Raw genomic sequence first — 23778 nt, 5'->3', positions numbered from 1 at the left:
CCATGACCATAAAGACAACGCATGTCGGCTCCCTGCCGCGCTCGCAAGAGGTGGTGGATTTCATTTTTGCCCGCGAACGGGAAGAGTCTTTCGATCAGGCTGCTTTCGATGCGAGCATGGCGAATGCCGTGTCCGAAACTGTGCGCAAACAGGTTGCGGCCGGGGTGAATATCGTCAGTGATGGCGAGACCTCAAAGATTTCCTACGCAACCTATGTCAAAGATCGCTACACCGGGTTTTCGGGCGACAGCCCGCGCAATGCGCCGGCCGATCTGAAGATGTTCCCCGGTTTCCTGCAACGGCTGGCCGATGACGGTGGCACCCCCCAATACGCCCGCCCGCAATGCACCGGAGAGGTGCGCTCCAAAGGGCAGGGCGAGCTGGAGAAGGACATCGCCAACCTCAAAGCCGCGATGGCGCAGCACGAGGCTGAGCGGGGGTTCATGAATGCCGCATCTCCGGGTGTGATTTCGTTGTTTCTGCAAAACGATTTCTACCCCACGCGCGAGGCGTATCTGGCCGCGCTGGCGGATGCGATGAAGGACGAGTACGAAACCATCGTGGCCGCCGGATTGGACTTGCAACTGGATTGCCCCGACCTTGCGCTCTCTCGCCACATGCTGTTCACCGATCTGTCCGACGTGGAATTCGTCAAGATCGCCGACATGCATGTCGAGGCCCTGAACCACGCGCTGCAAAACGTTCCCCAGGACCGCGTTCGGGTGCATATCTGCTGGGGCAATTACGAAGGGCCACATTGCTGTGATATCGCCATGGACAAGGTGTTTACGACGCTGATGAACACAAAGTCCCGCTATGTGCTGTTCGAAACCTCGAACCCGCGCCACGCGCATGAATGGACCGTGTTCCGCGACCGCAAGTCCGAGATTCCGGACGACAAGGTTCTGGTCCCCGGCGTTGTCGACACCACGACGAATTTCGTGGAACACCCCGAGCTGGTCGCGCAGCGCATCACGCGTTTCACCGATATCGTCGGCGCGGACCGGGTGATCGCGGGCAGTGACTGCGGTTTCGGCACATTTGCGGGCTTTGGTGCGGTCGATCCCGATATCGCTTATGCCAAGCTGTCCGCGCTGTCCGAAGGCGCGAAGCTGGCCGACATATGACACCGCTGGTTCTTTTGCCCGGTATGATGTGCGATGCGCGGTTGTATCAGCCGCAGATCGCAGCTTTGTCCGGGTCCAGACCCTTGCTGACCTTCCCGTTGGCGGCGCGGGACAGCATACAGGCGATGGCCGCCGATATCCTGGGCAACGCGCCGCCGATCTTTGCACTGGCGGGGCTGTCGATGGGCGGCATCGTCGCGATGGAGGTTGTCCGGCAGGCGCCCGATCGGGTCGAAAAGCTGGCCCTGCTGGACACCAACCCGCTGGCCGAAAAACCCGAGGTCAAGGAACGGCGCGGACCGCAGATGGAGGCTGTGCGCGGGGGCAAGCTGCGGCAGGTGATGCGGGATGAAATGAAGCCCAATTATCTGGCCGATGGGCCCAATCAGGGTGCCATATTGGACCTGTGCATGGCGATGGCCGAGGATCTTGGCGCGGATGTATTCCTGCGTCAGTCCCGCGCTTTGATGGATCGCCCCGACCAATCTGAAACCTTGAAAGCTTACACCGGCAAATCGGTTGTTCTGTGCGGCCGTGAAGACGGCTTGTGTCCGGTCGAGAGGCACCAGCTCATGCATGAGCTGCTACCCAACAGTACCTTGGAAATCATCGAGCAGGCCGGGCACCTGCCCACTCTGGAACAACCCAACGACACGACAGCGGCCCTGATCCGCTGGCTGGAGGCCAAATGACACCGTCCCTTCTGACCCTGTTGCGCAAGGTCGACACGCCCACCGTCTGCAATGCCATCGAGGTGGCGCAGGGCAAGCGTGGGTTCAATGCGTTCACCCGCGGTACAATGCTGTGTTCGGCCCCGTCCGAGCCCGCGATCGTGGGATATGCCCGCACCGCAAAGATCGCCGCAGTACGGCCGCCCTCCGAGGCGCCGGAAGTCATCAAGGAACGCCGCATGGCCTATTACAAGTACATGGCCGAAGGCCCTGCGCCCTCGGTTGCGGTGATCGAGGATGTCGATTTCCCCAACTGCATCGGTGCCTATTGGGGTGAGATCAACACCACCGTGCACAAAGGTTTTGGCATGTCGGGCGCCCTGACCAATGGTGTCATGCGTGACCTCGGCGATCTGCCCGAAGGTTTCCCAGTGGTTGCCGGATCGATCGGGCCCAGCCATGGCTTTGTCCATGTGCGCGAGGTCGATACACCGGTGTCTGTCTTTGGTCTGACGGTCAACCCCGGTGATCTGATCCACGCCGACAGGCATGGTGCGCTTGTGGTGCCAGCGGGTGTTGTCGATCAGCTTGAGGCCGCGATCCAGAAACTGCTGTCCACGGAACGCGTCGTCCTTGATGCTGCCACCCAGCCGGGATTTGATTTTCAGGCTTTTCAATCGGCCTGGGAAAAGTTCGAAAAGTCGCGGATTTGAAACGGTTCCCGGTTACGCAATAATACCGGGGAGCAGGAAGGTCAGGCGCAGGTTACTTGCGCCCGGCCCGAAGATCGTCGCGTTTTTCTTCCAAAACGGTTTGGAACAGCGCGGTCAGTTCGGATTTTTTGATCGGTGGAACCCTGCGGCCCGTTGCCGTTGTGGGTTGCACGTCCTCAGAAACAGCGCCCTGCACCGATTTAGTCGTTTTGAAGCGATTGAGAAATGATCTGATCTGCATTGTCACTTTCCTCCAAAATTCCGGTCTTATAAACTTGCCGCTGCGGACCTGATCCGAACCCGCTGGTTTCGGGCTCAAGGATCGATGATCCGTGAGTGGCGATCCGCAGCGACAGGGGGCATTTACGCACCGTGTTTTTTCGGACAAGGGGGAAGAATTTACCCATTTGCGTCATTTTTTAACCGTTCAATCAAAAAATGATTTCAAACCTTACCTTTACGTAAAGACGTTGAAGGAGAGGTTTACGCGCCGCGACGCTACGTCACTTTTTAAGCTGCTATCCCAACCGCCTGCGCGGAGCGTCGGCCCAGTAGGATTTGCCCGGGTTCTGAGGCCGGAACCATGGCCTGACTCGGTGAAATTTCGATCTGTGAAAACAGGGGCGACTCCCGCAGACACGGTTAGCATCCGCATGTGCGAATTGGTCTTTTACGTTGTCGGGGATATGGTGCCCAGGAGAGGACTCGAACCTCCACGTCCATACGGACACTAGCACCTGAAGCTAGCGCGTCTACCAATTCCGCCACCTGGGCAGGTGTCGTGGAGGGGCGTTTAAGCCTACTGGCCGGGAGCGTCAACACGATTCGGAAAGATTTTTTGAAAGTTTTTTGACCCTTGCCTAAAACCGTCCGGAATCCGTTGGTTTTTTCCCGGACGCGCGGCGTTATTGCGCCTTGTTTGCCGGGGCTTTGGGCGGTAGATCGGATCAAGACCCATCAGCAGGAGCCCTCGCATGTCCAAACTGGTCACGATTTATGGTGGATCGGGATTTGTCGGTCGTTACATTGCACGTCGCATGGCGAACGAAGGTTGGCGCGTGCGGGTCGCGGTGCGCCGCCCGAACGAAGCGATGTTCGTCAAACCCTACGGTGTGGTCGGCCAGGTCGAACCCATTCTGTGCAACATCCGCGATGACGCCTCGGTGGCCGCGGTTATGCATGGCGCGGATGCGGTGGTGAACTGCGTCGGCGTGCTGAACGAGCTGGGCAAGAATGAATTTGACGCCGTTCAGGCCGAAGGGGCAGAGCGGATCGCGCGGATCGCCGCCGAACAGGGCGTTGTACGGATGGTGCATATCTCGGCGATTGGGGCGGACGCGGATTCCAATAGCGAGTATTCCCGCACCAAGGCGCAGGGTGAGGCCGGCGTACTGGCGCATATGCCGAACGCGGTGATCCTGCGTCCGTCGATCATTTTCGGGACAGAGGATCAGTTCTTCAACCGCTTTGCCGGAATGACCCGGATGGGGCCGTTCCTGCCTCTGGTCGGGGCCGAAACCAAGTTCCAGCCAGTTTATGTGGATGACGTAGCCAAAGCTGCCGTTCAGGGCGTATTGGGTCAGGCTGTGGCTGGTACCTACGATCTGGGCGGGCCCGAGGTGAAATCCTTCCGCGCGCTAATGCAGCAGATGCTGGGGGTGATCCACCGCCGCCGCGTCATCATCGGGGTGCCGTTCTTTGCCGCCAGGATCATGGCTGGCGTGCTGGATATAGCGAAATTCGTCAGCTTTCAGCTGTTCCCGAACCACATCCTGACCCGCGACCAGCTGAAGAACCTGCGTCGTGACAACGTGGTGTCCGAGGCAGCCAAGGGCTTCGACGATCTGGGAATCGAACCGGCCACGCTGGAATCGATACTGCCGGATTACCTGTGGAAGTTCCGCCCGGCCGGTCAGTATGACGACATCCAGAACTCGGCCAGCAATCTGCGGACCTGATCAACTGTAGGCGATCACCAGCAGGATCGCACCCAGGATCACGCGATAGACGACATAGGGCGTGAAGCTGACGCTGCGCAGCAGGCGCATCATCAGGGTCAGCGCCAGCAGGGCCGAGACAAAGGCGAAAAAGGCGGCAATTGCGCCGTCCTTCGCCAGTTGCGCGTCCGCCTCTTGGATCACATCCGCCGATAGCAGCACGCCCGAGGCCAGAATCGTCGGGATTGACATCAGCATCGCAATCCGTGCGCCGTCTTCGCGGCTGTAACCCAGCTGTCGCGCGCCGGTTATCGTGATGCCTGACCGCGAAGTGCCGGGGATCAGCGCCAGAACCTGCCACAATCCCATGATAAAGGCGTCCCGCAGGCCCCAATCTCCGGCCTGCTTGGTCTGAGGACCTTTCTGGTCCATCCAATACAGCACCAGCCCGAAACCCAGCATAGTCCAGCCAATCACGGCCATCGAACGCAGGGACTGACTGAGCCCGGTTTTGAACAGGATGGCGCCAACGATGACGGTGGGAATCGTTGCGATGATCAGCCCCAGTGCCAGTCGGGCCTGCGGGGTATCGACACGCCCGGTCAGGGCGCGCGGCAGACCAGCCATGGCTTGCTTCACGTCGGACCAGAAATACAGAACCACGGCGCCCAAAGTACCCACATGCACGGCAACATCGATCGCCAGCCCCTGATCGTCCAAACCGGTCAAGCTGGGCAACAGGATCAGATGGCCCGAGGAGGAGATCGGCAAAAATTCGGTGATACCCTGAATAACTGCCGCGAGAATCAACTGAAAAAAACTCATTTAACCTGCCGTGCTGCCGTCACGTGTTCTTTGCGCGCAATGGGTATAAGTGTGGTGCCGAAAAGGAAAGCGTGTAAATAGGTCCGATTCGGTACTAAAAAACCGATTACTTTTCGAAGAATTGGATTTTCAGCTCGGGTTTTTTCAATTTAGGTCAGCACAATTGACTTTTCATTCGACGCCGTATCTCTTAAAGAAGTTCGACCAAGCCAATTCATGGAGTCTGACCCGTGGCCAAGCAACCGATGCTGAAATTTGTGCAGATCGACCGCGTCATGCCTGAAAAGCGTGCCGCCGAAGCACGCAGAGAAGACTTTGACGAAATCTATGCTGAATTCGCGTCGGCCAAGGCAGAAGAGCAGGCCAGTCGCTGCAGCCAATGCGGTGTGCCCTATTGTCAGTCGCACTGCCCGCTGCACAACAATATCCCCGACTGGCTGCGCCTGACCGCGACCGGCCGTCTGGAGGAGGCCTACCAGACCAGCCAGGCCACCAACACTTTCCCCGAAATCTGTGGCCGTATCTGCCCGCAGGACCGTCTGTGTGAAGGCAATTGCGTGATCGAACAATCCGGTCACGGCACCGTTACCATTGGCACCATCGAGAAATACATCACCGACACGGCCTGGGATAAAGGTTGGGTGAAACCGGTCGCTCCGGGCGCCGAACGCAGCGAGAGCGTCGGCATCATCGGCGGTGGCCCCGGTGGTCTGGCCGCAGCCGACATGCTGCGCCGCGCCGGCGTTCAGGTCACCGTCTACGATCGCTATGACCGCGCAGGTGGCCTTCTGATGTACGGCATTCCGGGCTTCAAACTGGAAAAAGACATCGTCCAGCGTCGCAATGACCTGTTGGCTGATGGCGGGGTCGAGTTCGTTTTGAGCTGCGACGTGGACGCCGCCAAGTTTGCGGAAATCCACGCCAAGCATGACGCGGTGATCATTGCGACCGGCGTCTACAAGTCGCGTGACCTGTCCATGCCGGGCAGCGGTCTTGCCGGCATCGAGAAGGCCATCGACTTCCTGACCGCCTCGAACCGAAAGAGTTTTGGCGACGCAGTTGAAGACTTCGACAATGGTCGCCTGAACGCTAACGGAAAGAAGGTTGTTGTCATCGGCGGTGGCGACACCGCGATGGACTGCGTGCGCACTTCGATCCGTCAGGGGGCGACTTCGGTCAAGTGCCTGTACCGCCGCGACCGCGCGAACATGCCGGGCTCGCAGCGGGAAACGCAAAACGCTGAGGAAGAAGGCGTGATCTTCGAATGGCTCAGCGCACCCAAGGGATTTACCGGTGACGAAAAGGTCTCGGGCGTCATGGTGCAGAGGATGCGTTTGGGTCAGCCCGATGCCTCGGGCCGTCAAGCGCCCGAACTGATCGAAGGTGCCGATTACGTCGAAGAGGCCGATCTGGTGATCAAGGCGCTGGGTTTCGAGCCCGAAGACCTGCCCACCCTGTTCGACCAGCCCGATCTGCCGGTGACCCGTTGGGGAACCGTAAAGGCCGCGTTCCAGACCGGCGAGACCGAAATGGACGGTGTCTATGCGATTGGTGACATCGTACGTGGTGCCTCGCTCGTGGTCTGGGCGATCCGTGACGGCCGCGACTGCGCCGATGCGATCATCGACCGGTTCAACACCAAGGCTGCAGTCGCAGCCGAGTAACCCAATGCCCAGCGACAGGAGGGTTCGAATGCCCGAATTGCAAGGCCAATGTATGTGTGGCGCGGTCACCGTGACCGCCACCCCGGCGGAAGACTCGCTGGGTGCATGTCATTGCGACCAATGTCGTCGCTGGACCAGCTCGATGCTGGTGACGTTTCAGACCGAGCCCGGCTATGCCGCATTGGGCCCTGTTAAAACCTTTACCTCGTCCGACTGGGCCGAGCGTGCCTTTTGTGCCGAGTGTGGCTCGGCGCTGTGGTACCGGGTCACCCTGCCGGGCGAGATGCACGGACACACTCAAATGGCAGCGGGCCTGTTCGAAGACACAGGAAACCCGCTGAAACTGGAACTTTTTATCGACAAAAAGCCCGACGGGTACGCGTTCGCAGGCGAACGCCGGCAGATGACCAAAGCCGAGGTCGAAGCCATGTTTGCCCAACCGGAAGAAGGAGACAGCCAATGACCAAATATGATGCCGATTGGGTGCGGGCCGAGGAGGCCAAGCGCAAATTCATGGCGGAAAACGGTCTCTATTCCGAGGAAGAAGAGCATTCCTCCTGTGGTGTGGGCCTTGTTGTATCCATTGACGGTAAGCCGTCGCGCAAGGTTGTGGATGCCGGGATCGACGCGCTCAAGGCGATCTGGCATCGCGGAGCGGTGGATGCTGATGGCAAAACTGGCGACGGCGCGGGTATCCATGTGCAGATCCCGGTGCCCTTCTTCTATGATCAGATTCGTCGTACCGGCCACGAACCGAAGCTGGGTGAACTGATCGCTGTTGGTCAGGTCTTCCTGCCCCGTACCGATTTCGGCGCGCAGGAAAGCTGCCGGACCATCGTGGAAACCGAAGTCCTGCGGATGGGCTATTACATCTATGGCTGGCGCCATGTGCCGGTCGATGTGACCTGTCTGGGCGACAAGGCCAATGCGACCCGCCCCGAAATCGAGCAGATTCTGATCTCGAACTCCAAGGGCGTCGACGAAGAGACGTTCGAGCGTGAACTGTACGTCATCCGTCGCCGCATCGAAAAGGCCGCCACTGCTGCTGGTATCTCTGGATTGTATCTGGCGTCGCTGTCCTGCCGTTCGATCATTTACAAAGGCATGATGCTGGCCGAGCAGGTCGCCGTGTTCTACCCCGACCTGATGGACGAACGCTTTGAATCAGCCTTCGCCATCTATCACCAGCGCTATTCGACCAACACCTTCCCGCAATGGTGGTTGGCGCAGCCGTTCCGCATGTTGGCCCATAACGGCGAGATCAACACGCTGAAGGGCAATATCAACTGGATGAAGAGCCACGAGATCCGCATGGCCAGCGGCACCTTTGGCGACTATGCCGAAGACATCAAGCCGATCATTGCCGGTGGATCGTCAGATTCGGCCGCATTGGACTCGGTCTTCGAGGTTCTGGTGCGTGCGGGCCGTTCCGCTCCGATGGCGAAAACCATGTTGGTGCCGGAAAGCTGGTCCAAGCAGGCGGTCGAGTTGCCACAGGCATGGCGTGACATGTACTCCTACTGCAATTCGGTGATGGAACCGTGGGACGGCCCCGCCGCGTTGGCGATGACCGATGGCCGTTGGGTCTGTGCCGGCCTGGACCGGAACGGTCTGCGCCCAATGCGCTATGTGGTGACCGGCGATGGGCTCGTCATCGCGGGTTCCGAGGCGGGTATGGTGCCGATTGACGAGGCGTCCGTGACCGAAAAGGGCGCGCTGGGGCCGGGGCAGATGCTGGCCGTTGATATGAGAAAGGGCAAGCTGTTCCGCGACAAGCAGATCAAGGACAAGCTGGCGCGGGCGCTGCCCTTTGGTGACTGGGTCGGCAAGATCAACGATCTGGATGACACGCTGGCCGAATTGGCAGAAGCGCCAATTTTCTCGGGTGAAGAGCTGCGCAAGCGGCAGATCGCGGCGGGTTATTCGATTGAGGAACTGGAGCAGATCCTCGCGCCAATGGCCGAAGACGGCAAGGAATCCATCGCTTCGATGGGCGACGACACCCCGTCGGCGGTTCTGTCCAAGCAATACCGCCCGCTGAGCCATTTCTTCCGCCAGAACTTCAGCCAAGTGACCAACCCGCCGATCGACTCTTTGCGTGAATATCGCGTGATGTCGTTGAAAACGCGGTTCGGCAACCTCAAGAATGTGCTGGACGAAGACAGCAGCCAGACCGAGATCATTGTTCTGGAGAGTCCCTTTGTCGGCAACGCGCAATGGGACAAGCTGGTCGAGAACTTCAATTCGCCGTTGGCCGAGATCGACTGCAGCTTTGAACCCGGCCGTGGCGCGCTGAGCGCCGCCTTGGCCCGTGTCAGAGCCGAAGCAGAAGAGGCCGTGCGGTCCGGTGCCGGGCATCTGGTTCTGTCCGACATGAACTCGGGCGAGGGTCGTGTGGCGATGCCGATGATCCTGGCGACCAGTGCCGTGCATTCGCATCTGACCCGTCAGGGGCTGCGCACCTTCTGCTCGTTGAATGTCCGTTCGGCAGAATGTGTCGATCCGCATTACTTTGCCGTGCTGATCGGTTGTGGTGCGACCGTGGTCAACGCCTATCTGGCCGAGGATTCGCTGGCTGACCGCATCGACCGTGGTCTGCTGGACGGCACCCTGACCGAGAACGTCGCCCGCTTCCGCGAGGCCATCGATCAGGGCTTGCTGAAAATCATGGCCAAGATGGGCATCTCGGTAATCTCGTCCTACCGTGGCGGTCTGAACTTTGAGGCCGTAGGCCTCAGCCGTGCCATGGTGGCCGAGTATTTCCCGGGTATGACCAGCCGGATTTCCGGTATCGGCGTGACCGGTATCCAGACCAAGGTCGAGGAAATCCACGCCAAAGGTTGGGACAGCGGTTTGGATGTGCTGCCCATCGGTGGATTCTACAAAGCGCGCAAGTCGGGTGAGACCCACGCGTGGGAAGCGACCTCGATGCATATGATGCAAATGGCCTGTAATAGAGCCTCATATGAGCTGTGGAAGCAGTATTCGGCCAAGATGCAATCGAACCCGCCGATCCACCTGCGCGATCTGATGGATTTCAAACCGCTGGGCAAGCCGGTGCCGATTGAAGAGGTTGAATCGATCACCTCGATCCGCAAGCGTTTTGTCACGCCGGGCATGTCGCTGGGCGCGCTGTCGCCCGAAGCGCACAAGACGCTGAACGTGGCGATGAACCGGATTGGGGCCAAGTCGGATTCCGGTGAGGGTGGCGAAGATCCCGCACACTTCGTGCCGGAACCCAACGGCGACAACCCCTCGGCCAAGATCAAACAGGTGGCGAGCGGTAGATTCGGTGTGACTGCCGAATACCTGAACCAGTGTGAAGAGCTTGAGATCAAAGTCGCCCAGGGTGCGAAACCGGGTGAGGGTGGTCAGCTGCCGGGTATGAAGGTCACCGACCTGATTGCGCGTCTGCGCCACTCGACCAAGGGTGTGACCCTGATCTCGCCGCCGCCGCACCACGACATCTATTCGATCGAAGATCTTGCGCAGCTGATCTATGACCTGAAACAGATCAATCCGCGCTGTAAGGTGACGGTCAAGCTGGTGGCCTCCTCGGGCGTTGGCACGATTGCAGCCGGTGTGGCCAAGGCGAAAGCGGATGTTATCCTGATTTCGGGTCACAATGGCGGTACGGGTGCGTCGCCCGCGACCTCGATCAAATATGCAGGTCTGCCGTGGGAGATGGGCCTGACCGAGGCGCATCAGGTTCTGGCGATGAACAACCTGCGCGACCGTGTCACCCTGCGGACCGACGGTGGCCTGCGGACCGGTCGTGACATTGTTATGGCTGCGATGATGGGGGCCGAGGAATACGGTATCGGCACTGCCGCTTTGATCGCGATGGGCTGCATCATGGTGCGCCAGTGCCAGTCGAACACCTGCCCGGTTGGCGTCTGTACGCAGGATGAAGACCTGCGCGCTAAATTCACCGGCAACGCGGACAAGGTGGTGAATCTGATCACCTTCTACGCACAGGAAGTGCGCGAACTGCTGGCCAGCCTTGGTGCGCGATCGGTTGATGAGATCATTGGCCGGGCCGATCTGCTGGCGCAGGTCAGCCGTGGTTCGGCGCATCTGGACGATCTGGATCTGAATCCGCTGCTGATCACCGTCGATGGTGCACATGACATCGTGTACGACCGCGACAAGGACCGCAACGCAGTGCCGGATACGCTGGATGCCGAGATCGTGCGCGATGCGGCCCGGTTCCTGAAAGACGGTGAGAAGATGCAGCTGTCTTACGCGGTGCAAAACACACACCGGACTGTGGGTACCCGCGTCTCCAGCCATATTGTGCAGAATTTCGGCATGCGGAACACGTTCCAGTCCGACCACCTGCATGTGAAACTGCAGGGCTCGGCCGGTCAGTCGCTTGGGGCGTTTGCGGCGCCCGGTCTGAAACTGGAAGTATCCGGTGACGCCAACGACTATGTCGGCAAGGGCCTGTCGGGCGGCATGATCGTCGTGCGCCCGCCGCAGGTCAGCCCGCTGAAGGCGGATGACAACACCATCATCGGCAACACCGTCCTGTACGGGGCTACCGATGGGTATCTGTTCGCTGCCGGTCGTGCCGGCGAGCGGTTTGCGGTGCGCAACTCGGGCGCCAAGGTGGTGATCGAGGGCTGTGGCTCGAACGGGTGTGAATACATGACCGGCGGTGTTGCAGTGATCCTGGGTGATATCGGGGCCAATTTCGGTGCAGGTATGACAGGCGGTATGGCCTATCTGTACGATCCGGAAGGTAGGGCCGAAAAGCTGATGAACATGGAAACCCTGGTGACCTGCCCGGTGACCGTCGACCATTGGGAAGAGCAGCTGAAAACGATGATTGAGACCCATCAGGCCGAGACCTTCAGCCGTAAGGCCGCAGACATTCTGCAGCATTGGGATGTGGAAAAAGCCAACTTCTTGCAGGTTTGCCCGAAAGAGATGCTGAACAAGCTCAGCCATCCTCTGACCAACGAGGCAGAGGCGGTTCCGGCTGAGTAAGCGACTGGCAATGCCCTGAAGAAAAAACCCGCGTGTCACCTGGAACACGCGGGTTTCTTCCGATTTGGGGTAATTAACCCGCATTTATTGCATTTTTGCGCTGTTCGCGCCTAGCTATGGCCATAGTTTCTTCGGGATTTGCAGTGACACTGCTGTCCAAGGTGACGAATAGGCAGGAGCAGGCACATGCCAACGACCTATACAGACCAGTTCTTTGACATGGACCCGGCGAACCCGCCCGCAGCGGGAACGACGCTGACGGTGCAGAAATACGATCTGGTGGACCAGAATGACGACGGCGATATCGACCGGTTCAACAACGATACCGTCAATGGTGTGGATGTCACCCGGTCGTGGCCTGGAGATACGGTGACGATCAATGTGCCCGGTCAGGGGAACGTAACCTATATCGGTACGACGTTTTATCTTGCAGATGGAACGCGGGTTTTTACGCCAACTGATGGCAAGGTATTGCAAAGTGGTACTTTTGTATCCTCAACCTTCGTTACCTCGCAGGGCCCACTGGACGTTGATGATCTGGGTCCGCCCTGTTTCACACCTGGCACCATGATCGAAACACCGGACGGCCCGCGCCGGGTCGAAGATTTGCAGCCGGGAGATATGGTCACCACTGCCGATCACGGCGCGCAGCCTTTGCTGTGGTTGGGCAGCACCCGTGTCGAGGCGCGGGGCAAACTGGCACCGATCCGGTTTGAGGCCGGCGTTTTGGGGCTTGATCGCCCTCTGACAGTGTCGCCGCAGCACCGGATGCTGGTGGCCGATTGGCGTGCGCCTTACCTCTTCGGTCATTCCGAGGTTCTGATCGCAGCGCATAGTCTGGTCAACGACGACACGGTGACCCGTATCGAAAGCGATGAGGTCGAATATATCCACCTTCTGTTTGCCCGGCATGAGATCGTCATTGCCAACGGGGCAAAAAGCGAAAGCTATTATCCCGGACATGCGGTGAGTCAGGCGGATCGTGACACACAGGCCGAAGTGCTGCGCCTGTTCCCGGAATTGCGCAGCCGAGATCCGGTGATGCCGGAAACCGCGCGTCCCGTCGTCCGCCCGCGCGAGGCGCGCGCGCTGGTGATTTAAACCGTTTCAAACCAGTTCGCCGCGTCGTATAGCAACATCATGGCAAAAAAAGCAGCGCGCAAGTCGAGCAGTAAGAAAAGCAAGGCGTCACAGGCAAGAAAACCAATCACATTGCGGATTCGCCGTTGGGTGACTCGGGCTGTGTTGGGGGTGGTTGTCTTTGTGGTTGGGCTGGTGGCGCTTTACTCGGTGTTGAACCCGCCGGTGACCCATACGATATGGTCCGAATGGCGCCGGCTGGGCAAGGTCGAGCGCGATTGGGTGCCGATCGAGGAAATCTCGCCTGTCATGGCTCGCTCGGTCGTGGCGGCCGAGGATGCCAATTTCTGCCTGCACTGGGGCTTTGACGTCGAAGCGATCCGCGATGCGCTGGAAAATGGTGGTACGCGCGGTGCATCGACCATCACACAGCAGGTGGTGAAGAATGTCTTCCTGTGGCAGGGCCGCAGCTGGGTGCGTAAGGCGTTGGAAACCTCGATTACGCCGGTTGTCGAGGTTTTCTGGAGCAAGCAGCGCATTCTCGAGGTCTATCTGAACGTGGCCGAAACCGGGCAGGGCGTGTTCGGAGTCGAGGCCGCGGCCCAGCGCAATTTCAGCGTGCCCGCCTCTCGGCTAAGCCCGGTACAGGCCGCGCGGATCGCGGCGATTCTGCCCTCACCCCGTAATCGGTCGGTCACTGACCCCTCAGTTCGGACGCGTCGGCGGGCTGCGTCAATCCTGGACGGGGCGGCCACCATCCGCGCAGATGGTCGCGCGGATTGTTTCGAGGATTGAAAACCATCGCCCCTCAAGGCTAAAGCTGATGGGGTATTCACTGGTTCGATTAGGAAGCCCATGGCGCGTCTGTTTCACGTTCCCCTGTCCCCTTATTGCCGTAAGGTCCGCTTGTCCCTGGCGGAGAAGAAGATCGAGGTTGAGCTGGTCGAGGAGAAATACTGGGAGAAAGACCCGGATTTCCTGCGCCGCAACCCCGCCGGGAAAGTGCCGGTGTTGCGACTGGACGGGCAGGTGATGTCGGAAAGCGCTGCCATTTGCGAATATATCGAGGAAACGCGCCCCGAACCTGCATTGATGCCGAAAACACCCGAAGCGCGCTACGAAGTCCGGCGTCTGGTGGGATGGTTCGATGACAAGTTCCATCACGAGGTCACTTCGAAACTGCTGTATGAGCGGGTGAATAAGAAAGTGACCGGCGAGGGATATCCCGACAGCAAGAACGTCAAAGAAGGCGCCCGTGCGATCAAATATCACCTGGATTACATGGCCTGGCTGCTGGATCACCGTCGCTGGCTGGCGGGGGATCAGATGACTCTGGCCGATTTTGCCGCTGCGGCCCATCTGTCGGCGCTGGATTACATCTCGGACGTGGATTGGAACCGGTCTCAGGCGGTCAAAGACTGGTATGCCAAGATAAAGTCGCGGCCAGCGTTCCGGTCGATTCTGGCTGATCAGGTGCCGGGGTTCAGGCCGCCAGTCCATTACGCTGATCTGGATTTCTGATAGAGTAATTCAGGGCTGCTGCTTCCCCCATCTTGGCCTTTTGGGCCAATTCACCGCCGAGGATTTTGTTGGCCAGATGAAGAGCGGAACGGGTTTAAAGGAAAGATTGACAGAACAGGCGCTGAGCGAAGGCTTTGTGTCCTGTCGCGTGTGTCGGCCTTGGGACGTGCCCGAGGTTCCCGCCCGGTTGGAGGCGTTTTTGCAGGCCGGGTATCATGGGCAGATGGGGTGGATGGCGGAGCGGACCCACTGGCGTGGCGATCCGGCGGCATTGTGGCCCGAGGCACGGTCGGTGATCATGCTGGCCGAGAGCTATACGCCCGACCATGATCCCACTGAGGTGCTGGATCACCCGGACAGGGCTGCGATTTCGGTTTATGCCCAGAACAAGGATTACCATGACCTGGTCAAGAAACGGCTAAAGCGCCTGGCGCGCTGGTTAATTGCCGAGGGCGGCGGAGAAGTGAAGGTCTTTGTCGATACGGCTCCGGTGCCGGAAAAGGCTTTGGGGCATGCCGCAGGATTGGGATGGCAGGGTAAGCACACCAACCTGGTCAGTCGAGATTGGGGCAATTGGGCCTTTATAGGGTCTGTTTTCACCACTTTGGACCTGCCATCAGATATGGCCGAGGTGGATCATTGCGGATCGTGTCGGGCCTGTCTGGACGCCTGTCCGACGGATGCGTTTCCGGCGCCGTACCAGTTGGATGCAACGCGCTGTATTTCATACCTGACCATCGAGCACAAAGGACCGGTGGACGAGGGCTTGCGAGCCAAGCTTGGTAACCGGATATACGGCTGCGACGATTGTCTGGCGGCTTGTCCGTGGAACAAGTTTGCCGTTGCCGCGAGCGATATGCGCTACGCCGCCCGAGATGATCTGAAAGCGCCTTCCCTCGCGGATTTGGCGACGCTGGATGATACCTCTTTTCGCGCGAAGTTTTCCGGATCGCCGGTCAAACGCATTGGGCGGGATCGGTTTGTACGCAATGTGCTGTATGCCATCGGCAACTCGGGCATGGATGACTTGCGGTCCGTTGCACAGGATCTGACAGATGATCCGGACCCAACCGTGGCCGATGCGGCGCGCTGGGCGGTGCAACGATTATCATAAGTGCCGCAAACAGGCTGGACGTGTCGGTCCAAACCGCTACACCCATCTGCAGCGAACAGAAAGGAGATCCCGATGGCGTTGGCTTTGGGGGTGGATACGGGCGGAACCTATACCGATGCGGTGTTGATCAGGGATGAGCGTGAGGTGATAGCCTCGGCCAAATCTCTGACCACTCGGGCTGACCTGGCGATTGGTGTGGGCAAGGCGATTCAGGCGGTTCTGGACACCGCGCAGGTGGCGCCCGAGCAGATTTCGATGGCGTCGTTGTCGACCACCCTGGCAACGAACGCGCTGGTCGAAGGACAGGGCGGGCGCGTGGCGCTGGTCTATATCGGGTTCAAGGACGGTGATCTGGACAAGCACGGGCTGCGGGACGCCCTGAAAGGTGATCCGGCCCTGGTTGTTGGGGGCGGTCATACCCATGCCGGAGGAGAGGCCGTGCCGTTGGACGTGGCGGCGCTTGAGGCCTTTATAGACTCTCATAAAGGCATTTCGGGCTTTGCTGTCGCGGCGCAGTTCGCAACACGGAACCCCGCGCATGAGTTGGAAGCCGCGCGGATCATTACCGAGCGGACCGGTGCTCCGGTCACTTGCTCGCATCACTTGTCGGCCAAGTTGAACGGTCCGAAACGGGCAGTGACTGCGGTGCTGAATGCCCGGCTGATCGGGATGATCGACCGGTTAATCGGGCGTGCTCAGGACCGGCTGTTGGAGATGGGCATTACCGCGCCAATGATGGTGGTGCGCGGGGACGGTGCCCTGATGAGCGCCGAGCAGGCACGCGAGCGACCGATTGAAACCATCCTCAGTGGCCCGGCGGCGTCGATTGTCGGGGCAAGCTGGTTGACGGGAACAGAGAACGCCCTTGTGTCGGATATCGGCGGGACGACCACGGATGTGGCGCTGATCCGGGACGGCAAACCTGCGATTGACCCGGCGGGGGCGCAGGTTGGCGGGTTTCGCACCATGGTCGAGGCGGTCGCGATGCGCACTCATGGTCTGGGTGGTGACAGCCAGGTGCATGTGATGACCGAAGGCTTGGGCGGTGGCGTGTTTCTGGGTCCGCGCCGTGTGCTGCCGGTCTCGCTGATTGCATCCGAAGCGCCCGATGCCGTTCATGCCGCTTTGGACGCGCAATTGCGAGCGACAACGGTGGGCGAGCATGACACGCGTTTCGCTCGTCGCGTTCCCGGTATTCATGCCGAAGGCTTGGGTGCGCGGGAAGAGGACCTGCTGGAAAGGCTGGGTGCCAAAGTTCTACCGCTCAGCGAATTGCTGCGGACCCGGATGGAGAACGGGGCTTTGGCGCGGTTGGTTGATCGCGGGATCGTACAGGTCTCGGGTGTGACACCATCAGATGCCAGCCATGTTCTGGGCCGGTTGGGCACGTGGGATGCGGACGCCGCTCTTAAGGCGCTGGAACTGGTCGCGCGCAAGCGAATTGGAACTGGTGACAGGTTGGCCAAGACGCCGGAGGAGCTGGCGCAGGTCATCGTGGATCAGTTGACTGAACAAACCACATTGACCTTATTAGAGACTGCTTTTGCAGATGAGTCCGAGCCGTTTGGCGTGCCATCGGCCGAGTTGGCACGCCATGTTCTGACGCAAAAGGGTCTTTCCAGCCATCGCGGCCTTTTGGCGCTGGATACGGCGTTGAACGTGGATGTTGTGGGGCTTGGGGCGTCGGCGTCCAGCTATTACCCGGCGGTTGGTGAGCGTCTGCGCTGTCGCATGATCCTGCCGGAGCATGCGGGCGTTGCCAATGCCATCGGTGCCGTGGTGGGCCGCCTGACCCTGCGCAGGACGGGCACGGTCACGTCTCCGTCCGAGGGCCGGTTCAGGGTGCATCTTGAAGACGGGCCGCAGGATTTCAACGAATCCGAAGCGGCGTTGGAATTACTGGAATCTGTGTTGCGGACCGAGGCAGAGGGAGCCGTGCGTCAGGCGGGCGCCGAGGATATCCGGATCGTGGTTGACCGGGATATCCGCACCGCCCGGATCGAGGCGCAGGACGTGTTCGTCGAAGCCATGATCACTGTTGAGGCCAGCGGCCGCCCGCGAGTGGCGACAGGATAGCCCCCAAAGGGCTATCCCTTTATTCAGCTGCGTCGCGTTTGGGTAGCACCCAATCGGGGCGCGGGAAGTGGCAGGTATAGCCGTTCGGGATACGCTCGAGGTAATCCTGATGTTCTGGCTCGGCCTCCCAGAAATCGCTCACGGGTTCGACCTCGGTCACCACTTTGCCGGGCCAGATGCCGCTGGCGTTGACGTCCGCGATTGTGTCCAGGGCCACCTGTTTCTGGGCATCGTCCACATAATAGATGGCCGAGCGGTAGCTCATGCCGCGGTCATTGCCCTGACGGTTCAGCGTGGTGGGATCGTGAATCTGGAAGAAGAACTCCAGCAACTCGCGATAGGTGATCTTGGCAGGGTCGAAAACGATCTCGATCCCCTCGGCATGGGTGCCGTGGTTGCGATAGGTGGCGTTGGGCACGTCACCGCCGGTATAGCCGACGCGGGTGCTGGACACGCCCGGCAGTTTGCGGATCAGGTCCTGCATACCCCAAAAACAGCCCCCGGCAAGTACGGCGCGTTCATCGGTCATTGGATGTCCTCCACGTGGATCAGGTATTCGCCATAGCCTTCGGCCTCCATCTCGTCCCGATGGATGAACCGTAGCGCGGCAGAGTTGATGCAATAACGCAGCCCGCCATGTTCACGCGGGCCGTCCGGGAACACATGCCCCAAATGGCTGTCACCGTGTTTCGAGCGGACTTCGGTGCGGATCATACCATGAGTGGTGTCGTGAAATTCCTCCACATGTTCATGGATGATCGGTTTTGTGAAACTGGGCCAGCCGCAGCCGGACTCGTACTTGTGGGTCGAGGCGAACAACGGCTCGCCCGAGACGATGTCCACATAAATGCCTGGCTCCTTGTTGCTCAGGTATTTGCCGGTGCCCGGATGCTCGGTCCCGCTGCGCTGCGTGACGTGGAATTCTTCGGGGGACAGGGCGGCGACGGCCTCGGGGTCTTTGGTATAACGGGTCATGGCTCCTCCGGTCGTATTTCTTGTGGCATAATCTGGGGGCAGGGGCGCGGAAATCAAAGTCCTATTTCAGTGGCCTCGCGCGTTCGTGCGGGTGATCTGCAACCGGTTTTGAAACGTAGTGCAAGTAAAGGGAGTCCAAATCATGCTCAGAATTTTTCTTTTGACGGTTTTGATCCTGCTCGGCCGCGCGGTGCAAGCGGCTCCGTTGGCAGGGGAGTTCGCATCGATCGATGGGGGAACCTTGTCGATCGAGGACTGGAGGGGCCAGCCGGTTCTGGTGGTGAACACCGCCTCGCATTGCGGGTTCACCGGTCAATATGCGGCTCTGCAAAAGGTATTTGAGACCTATTCGGATCAGGGCCTTGTGGTTCTGGCGGTGCCATCGGATTCGTTTAATCAGGAACTGGCCTCGGCCGATGAGGTGAAGGAGTTCTGTGAGATGAACTATGGCCTGACCCTGCCGATGACCGACATCACCCCGGTGAAAGGTGCGAATGCGCATCCCTTCTACAAGGCGGTGGCAGCGCAGACCGGGTTCGAGCCCCGGTGGAATTTCAACAAGATCCTGCTGGACCCTAATGGCGAGGTGGTGGCCACCTACGGCGCGAACACAAAACCGGACGCGCCAAAGTTGCTGCGTCAGGTCGAGGCCTTGCTGCCCTGAGCAGGTTGCCGTGCCAACTGAACCGCCAGAATCCCGAGTGTCGTGATCCCGACCCCCACCGCATCCAGCGGGCCCAGTTTTTCACCCAATAGGATGGCGGCGATGGTGACACCGAAGACCGGGTTGAGGAAATGGAAGGTTGCCGCGCGGGTGGCGCCGATCCGGTCCAGCAGCAACACCCAGATCAGCGTCGCCAACAGGCCGGGGAACAGGGTCGTGTAGGTGAAGGCCAGCGCCAGTGGCACGGTTGGATGGATGTAGATTGTTTCAAACACCGGTGCTGAGACAAACAATACGGCAGAGCCTACCATCATCTGCAGCCCGACCACCATCATGAAGTTGCCGCCCGAAGTGGCGCCACGAATGGTCAAGGTGGCAAAGGTCAAAGCCAAAGCTCCGACACAGCATAATGCGACGCCGAACATATCAACGCCGCCGCCGATCCGTGTGCTCATGATCAGGGCCACGCCAGCAAAACCTGCAAACAAGCCCAGTACCGCGATCGGTCGTAGTTTTTCCCCCAGAAACACCCACCCCGCCAGTGCCACCAGAAGCGGCATGGTCGAAGCGATGATGGCGGCGAGCGAGGCCTCAACCGTCTGCATCGCATAGAAATTAAGACCCAAATACAGGGCATTCTGGCAAATTCCGAACAAGATGGTCGCTCGCCACTGGGGTCGGGTCAGGTTCCAGCTTTGACCCATCGCACGCGCGATGGCGACACCGATTACCCCTGAAATCAGGAACCGCAACGCCAGTGAAAACAACGGAGACGCATCTGCAACGATAATCCGGGCCGAGGTAAAGGCCGAGGACCAGATGAACGCAAATGTCAGCCCCATGGCAATGGCGCGAAGATCCATTCCGGTCCCCCTTAGAACTTTCGCGCACTGTTCATCAATTTCGCAACCGCCGCAAGAAGCGGCGTTTCTTGCGTCAAAAAAGGCACATTTGGCGCGTGTTATAGGTTGTTCGGTCGTTTTTATTGATTGACTGGCCAATAAAAGTTAACAGCATCTGCATCCGAAATATCATGGGAGGCGTTTTGGTGCTTTTGGAATACATTCTGTCGTTTGGCGTCCTGCTGGCCTTGGGCCTGGTCGCTTTCTTTGTAGTGAAGTGGTGGAACCTGCGCTGTGTCGGCGTGACCCCCGTCCATCTGTTCACTTTCATTGCGATCCTGTTCACATCCGGTCTGGATGTGGGACTGATCATGTTCCCATTGACCGAGTTCGGTGGTTATGCCGAAGATCCCGCTTATGCCTTCGCCAATCCGCTGGCAATCGAGTTCGGCTTCTGGGGCTTTCTGATCTGGGCGTTCTACTTCCTGACAGCATTTTATTTCTGCGTTATCGAGCCCCGCGTGAAGTTCTTTGAGATCCCGTTGGTCAAGCTGATCAACAACGTGGTCATCATCGGCACTTGCGCTTTCACCGCCAGCCTGTTCCTGATCTACCTGCCCGGCTACCTGCCCGAGGTCGGCGACGGAGAATCCGTGGTCGGTACCTTCTATATCATCGTGTTCGTCGTCATTCTGGCTGCGGCCTATTCGTCGACAGACCTGAAATACGTGCGCATCCTGTCGGTGGGTTCGACCTTCCTGTTTCTGGCGCTGATCCTCGGCATGTGGATGGCTGCGGGCATGGGCATGACAGGGTTCGTGGAAAGCGGCAGCAATATCGGCGCCTATTTTGCGAACATCCACAAGTTCGTTCTGCCGCTGACCGATTATCACGCCTTCTACCTGTTCTGGTGGTTTGCTTGGTCAATCATGATCGGCCAGTTCACCTCGCGTTTTGTCGGCGGCCTGACCACGTGGCAGTTGCTGGCGGCACTGCTGATCTTCCCGTCGATCCCGCTGGGCATCTGGTTCTCCGTTCTCTACTACTACCACCTGAACGGCATCAACACCGCAGGCCTCACCAACATCGCGATGGTGATTGTCGGCGTGACCTTCGTGATCAACTCGCTTGATTCGCTGATCCGTCTGTACACCGACAACCTGAACCTGACGGTCGAGCGTCTGGGCAAACTGGTCTATGTCGGCGGCAATGTTGCGCTGCTGTTCATCCTGACCCTGCTGTTCCAGAGCCAGTGGCTGCAGATTCAGTGGATCGGCGCCGTGGTCGTCGGCCTGTACTTGGCCTGTGTGGTCTACATCCTGATTGCCAAGCGCAAAGAGGTGATGAGCATCGACTCGATGCCGGAAGACCGCGATCTGGACTTCCACAAGGTCGAGACGGTTCACTGATAAACCTTGGCAATGAAACAAGAACGGGCGCCTCGGCGCCCGTTTTTTTTGCACAGCTTCTGGCCGCGTCTTTGCCCGCGATGCGGACATTGCCGCAGAAGAACTGAGGCCAAAAGTGACTTGTCCTGCGGCAATAGGTATTCTGTTCAATGTATCGCCACCAATCGAGTCGGGCACAATCTATGTGGGAGCAAGGCGAAAAAGACTCTCAGCAACCCAATCTGATCGCACGGAGCGTGGCAAAAGCGGCGTTATCTGTTCACGTTAAACTGCTGGTCGCTTTTTTGGGGATCACCTTGTTGCTTCTAGGCTTGGCGCTTTTTGCAATGGCGGCGTTGCAGCAATCGAACGGACGTGTCGATGCTATGATTCACGATCAGGAGAGAATTGCATATTTCAACGAAATCCATTTGGCTTTGAGCGAGTTGAACCTGATGAACTTGTCCCTGGTCATTGATCAAACGCCCGGAGACGATTCGGACGAAATTTTTGCATTTTCAACCGGCAACTTCATCGGTCAGATCGAGAATCTGCAACATCACATTGCGCAAGGGATACGTCGATTCGTGCAATCGGGCAGCGAAGAGGCTCGAGCAATAAATGAAATCCGCGTAGAATTGAGTGACATCAAAACCAAGGCAGTCGCCATCCTCCGATTTCGAAGAGACGGAAACACGAAGAATGCCGCTGAATTGGGATTGAACCAGATCTTTCGCCGCATTCGTTCAATGCAAGACGACGCATATACCCTCGTGCAGACTGCTGAAGCTGAAATGCGCGACCGCGCAATCAGGAACGCTGAAGTTTTTCAGTCGACGCGTGAAATGGTCGTAATGGCGGCAACAATTGCAACGGGGACCGCCCTTTTTCTGGGTTACGCGATCTCTTCTTCTCTGATCTGGCCAATGCGCCGAATTGGTCAAACACTTAGCGTTGTCGCCAAAGGGGATTTCGGGGCGCGCGTTAAAGTACCGAATCGTGACGAGCTTGGTACATTGGCGGACAACGTGAATGCCACAAGTAAGCGTCTTGGTTATCTATATGAAAAGGTAGAGACCCAGCGAGCCGAATTGGAAGCGGAATACGCCCGGTCGGAGAAGTTGCTTTACAACCTGCTGCCAGAAGACATTGCGGCAAGACTAAAGGTCGAGCCAGACCGGACCATCGCAGACAACTTGCCCAATGTCGCAGTGCTTTTTGCGGACATCGTCGATTTCACACCCCAGGCATCGAAACTGCCGCCGGAAGATGTAGTAGGGTTTCTGAACAAGATCTTCCGCGTATTTGATGAGTTGGCCGAAAAGCACGGTTTGGAAAAGATCAAGACGATTGGTGACGCCTACATGGTAGCGGCAGGTATTCCGTCGCCGGTGGGCGACCCAGTGCATCGTGTCGCCGAAATGGCTCTGGACATGCAAAGATTGGTCGCTGAAATGTCACCTGAATTCCCGGATGGGCTCCAAGTACGGATCGGACTTCACCTGGGTCCTGCTGTCGCCGGTGTAATTGGAAACCAAAAGTTATTCTACGATGTTTGGGGAGAAACGGTAAACACCGCCAGCCGGATGGAGAGCCACGGTGAACCGGGGAAAATTCAAGTGACAGGTGCCGCAAAGGAGGAGTTAGAGGCGGGCTACGAATTTGAACCTCGAGGCGTGATCGAGATAAAGGGAATGGGTGCTGTGAACACTTGGTTCCTTACCGGCTCCAAGGCCAAAGTCTGACCGTTACACAACAACTGTTTCGGGCACTTTGCAGACAAACGCAAAAGACTCGTTTTGAGGGGGCCAAAAGAAAAAGGACCCCCAAACGGCGGCCCTCAATCGTTTGCGGTGAAGACTGAAATCAGCCGTTCACGCTGTCCTTCAGCGCCTTCGCGATGGTCATTTTGACCACCTTGTCGGCCTCTTTCTTGAACTGCTCGCCGGTGGCGGGGTTGCGCACCATGCGCTCGGGGCGCTCGCGGCAGTAGATTTTGCCAACGCCGGGCAGGGTCACCGCACCGCCCGCCGAAACTTCGCGGGTGATCAGGCCGGTCACGGCCTCCAGCGCGGCGTTTGCGGCTTTCTTGTCGGTTCCCATTTCCTCAGCGAGAGCAGCAACCAGCTGAGTCTTTGTCATAGGCTTTGCCATTTCTTGGTCTCCTTAACGTGCCCGATAGATAGGGC

21 protein-coding genes and 1 tRNA gene are annotated in these 23778 nt (G+C 58.8%); 15 read left to right on the top strand and 7 right to left on the bottom strand.

From position 1 onward, the window contains the following. Nucleotides 1-2 precede the first annotated feature (2 nt). From ACR0IM_RS10530 to ACR0IM_RS10520, 3 genes are read left to right on the top strand one after another with little or no spacing between them, the layout of a single operon-like run. A complete protein-coding gene (locus ACR0IM_RS10530) occupies nt 3-1127 on the top strand; it encodes a cobalamin-independent methionine synthase II family protein (protein ID WP_480641458.1) in 1125 nt (374 codons plus the stop codon). Continuing rightward, complete coding sequence (locus ACR0IM_RS10525) at nt 1124-1819, top strand: alpha/beta fold hydrolase (RefSeq protein WP_480592100.1); 696 nt, start codon at nt 1124-1126, stop codon at nt 1817-1819. Before ACR0IM_RS10530 ends, ACR0IM_RS10525 begins: the two co-directional genes overlap by 4 nt. After that, a complete protein-coding gene (locus tag ACR0IM_RS10520; protein WP_480641460.1) occupies nt 1816-2511 on the top strand; it encodes an RraA family protein in 696 nt (231 codons plus the stop codon). Before ACR0IM_RS10525 ends, ACR0IM_RS10520 begins: the two co-directional genes overlap by 4 nt. Before the next feature lie 52 nt (nt 2512-2563). Here the strand turns inward: ACR0IM_RS10520 and ACR0IM_RS10515 are convergent, their stop codons facing one another. Further along, nucleotides 2564-2752, bottom strand: a complete 189-nt coding sequence (locus ACR0IM_RS10515; protein WP_480641461.1) for a hypothetical protein — start codon at nt 2750-2752, stop codon at nt 2564-2566. A 446-nt stretch (nt 2753-3198) separates the two neighbouring features. Beyond that, a tRNA-Leu gene (locus tag ACR0IM_RS10510) sits at nt 3199-3285 on the bottom strand. Nucleotides 3286-3485: 200 nt separating this feature from the next. On the opposite strand from ACR0IM_RS10510, the gene ACR0IM_RS10505 reads away from it, so the two are divergent. Continuing rightward, complete coding sequence (locus ACR0IM_RS10505; RefSeq protein ID WP_480681840.1) at nt 3486-4469, top strand: complex I NDUFA9 subunit family protein; 984 nt, start codon at nt 3486-3488, stop codon at nt 4467-4469. On the opposite strand, the gene ACR0IM_RS10500 is transcribed toward ACR0IM_RS10505, so the two are convergent. Then, nucleotides 4470-5273: an undecaprenyl-diphosphate phosphatase gene (locus ACR0IM_RS10500; RefSeq protein ID WP_480681839.1), complete on the bottom strand. Its 804-nt coding sequence runs from the start codon at nt 5271-5273 to the stop codon at nt 4470-4472. It abuts the gene before it with no gap. Nucleotides 5274-5503: 230 nt separating this feature from the next. Between ACR0IM_RS10500 and ACR0IM_RS10495 the strand changes: the two genes are divergently transcribed. From ACR0IM_RS10495 to ACR0IM_RS10460, 8 genes are all read left to right on the top strand, one after another. Beyond that, nucleotides 5504-6937 (top strand): NAD(P)-dependent oxidoreductase, encoded by a 1434-nt coding sequence (locus tag ACR0IM_RS10495; protein WP_480681838.1) that lies wholly within the window; start codon nt 5504-5506, stop codon nt 6935-6937. Nucleotides 6938-6965: 28 nt separating this feature from the next. Beyond that, complete coding sequence (locus ACR0IM_RS10490) at nt 6966-7400, top strand: GFA family protein (RefSeq protein WP_480641465.1); 435 nt, start codon at nt 6966-6968, stop codon at nt 7398-7400. Next, complete coding sequence (gene gltB, locus ACR0IM_RS10485; RefSeq protein ID WP_480681837.1) at nt 7397-11929, top strand: glutamate synthase large subunit; 4533 nt, start codon at nt 7397-7399, stop codon at nt 11927-11929. The genes ACR0IM_RS10490 and gltB overlap by 4 nt, the downstream gene beginning before the upstream one ends. Nucleotides 11930-12115: 186 nt before the next feature. Continuing rightward, complete coding sequence (locus ACR0IM_RS10480; RefSeq protein WP_480681836.1) at nt 12116-13030, top strand: Hint domain-containing protein; 915 nt, start codon at nt 12116-12118, stop codon at nt 13028-13030. Between the two features lie 39 nt (nt 13031-13069). Further along, nucleotides 13070-13804 carry a monofunctional biosynthetic peptidoglycan transglycosylase gene (gene mtgA / locus ACR0IM_RS10475; protein WP_480592119.1) on the top strand — a complete coding sequence of 245 codons (735 nt, stop codon included), beginning with the start codon at nt 13070-13072 and terminating at the stop codon, nt 13802-13804. 60 nt (nt 13805-13864) lie between these two features. After that, entirely contained in the window at nt 13865-14530 is a 666-nt protein-coding gene (gene fzlA / locus ACR0IM_RS10470) for an FtsZ-binding protein FzlA (RefSeq protein ID WP_480592121.1), read from the top strand. 76 nt (nt 14531-14606) lie between these two features. Then, nucleotides 14607-15644: a tRNA epoxyqueuosine(34) reductase QueG gene (gene queG, locus ACR0IM_RS10465; RefSeq protein WP_480592122.1), complete on the top strand. Its 1038-nt coding sequence runs from the start codon at nt 14607-14609 to the stop codon at nt 15642-15644. A gap of 72 nt (nt 15645-15716) precedes the next feature. After that, nucleotides 15717-17720, top strand: coding sequence for a hydantoinase/oxoprolinase family protein (locus tag ACR0IM_RS10460; protein ID WP_480681835.1), 2004 nt, complete (start codon nt 15717-15719; stop codon nt 17718-17720). 19 nt (nt 17721-17739) lie between these two features. On the opposite strand, the gene msrA is transcribed toward ACR0IM_RS10460, so the two are convergent. Together msrA and msrB are read right to left on the bottom strand one after the other, a co-directional pair. Continuing rightward, nucleotides 17740-18249 (bottom strand): peptide-methionine (S)-S-oxide reductase MsrA, encoded by a 510-nt coding sequence (msrA, locus tag ACR0IM_RS10455; RefSeq protein WP_480592126.1) that lies wholly within the window; start codon nt 18247-18249, stop codon nt 17740-17742. Then, a complete protein-coding gene (msrB, locus tag ACR0IM_RS10450; protein ID WP_480681833.1) occupies nt 18246-18695 on the bottom strand; it encodes a peptide-methionine (R)-S-oxide reductase MsrB in 450 nt (149 codons plus the stop codon). Before msrB ends, msrA begins: the two co-directional genes overlap by 4 nt. A 142-nt stretch (nt 18696-18837) precedes the next feature. Here msrB and ACR0IM_RS10445 point away from each other — a divergent pair, with 142 nt between their 5' ends. Then, nucleotides 18838-19359: a glutathione peroxidase gene (locus tag ACR0IM_RS10445; RefSeq protein ID WP_480641470.1), complete on the top strand. Its 522-nt coding sequence runs from the start codon at nt 18838-18840 to the stop codon at nt 19357-19359. Here ACR0IM_RS10445 and ACR0IM_RS10440 read toward each other — a convergent pair. Next, entirely contained in the window at nt 19335-20222 is an 888-nt protein-coding gene (locus ACR0IM_RS10440; protein ID WP_480681832.1) for a DMT family transporter, read from the bottom strand. The two genes, ACR0IM_RS10445 and ACR0IM_RS10440, sit on opposite strands and share 25 nt — an antisense overlap. Nucleotides 20223-20413: 191 nt before the next feature. Here ACR0IM_RS10440 and ACR0IM_RS10435 point away from each other — a divergent pair, with 191 nt between their 5' ends. Further along, a complete protein-coding gene (locus tag ACR0IM_RS10435; RefSeq protein WP_480682112.1) occupies nt 20414-21610 on the top strand; it encodes a BCCT family transporter in 1197 nt (398 codons plus the stop codon). A gap of 182 nt (nt 21611-21792) precedes the next feature. Beyond that, nucleotides 21793-23334 (top strand): adenylate/guanylate cyclase domain-containing protein, encoded by a 1542-nt coding sequence (locus tag ACR0IM_RS10430; RefSeq protein WP_480681831.1) that lies wholly within the window; start codon nt 21793-21795, stop codon nt 23332-23334. A gap of 121 nt (nt 23335-23455) precedes the next feature. Here ACR0IM_RS10430 and ACR0IM_RS10425 read toward each other — a convergent pair whose 3' ends face one another. Then, nucleotides 23456-23743: an HU family DNA-binding protein gene (locus tag ACR0IM_RS10425; protein WP_170349467.1), complete on the bottom strand. Its 288-nt coding sequence runs from the start codon at nt 23741-23743 to the stop codon at nt 23456-23458. Nucleotides 23744-23778 lie beyond the last annotated feature (35 nt).

The sequence above is a fragment of the Ruegeria sp. BF6 genome (assembly GCF_056538665.1).
Note: the sequence above shows the minus strand (reverse complement) of the source record. Positions and strands in the feature narration are given on the sequence as shown.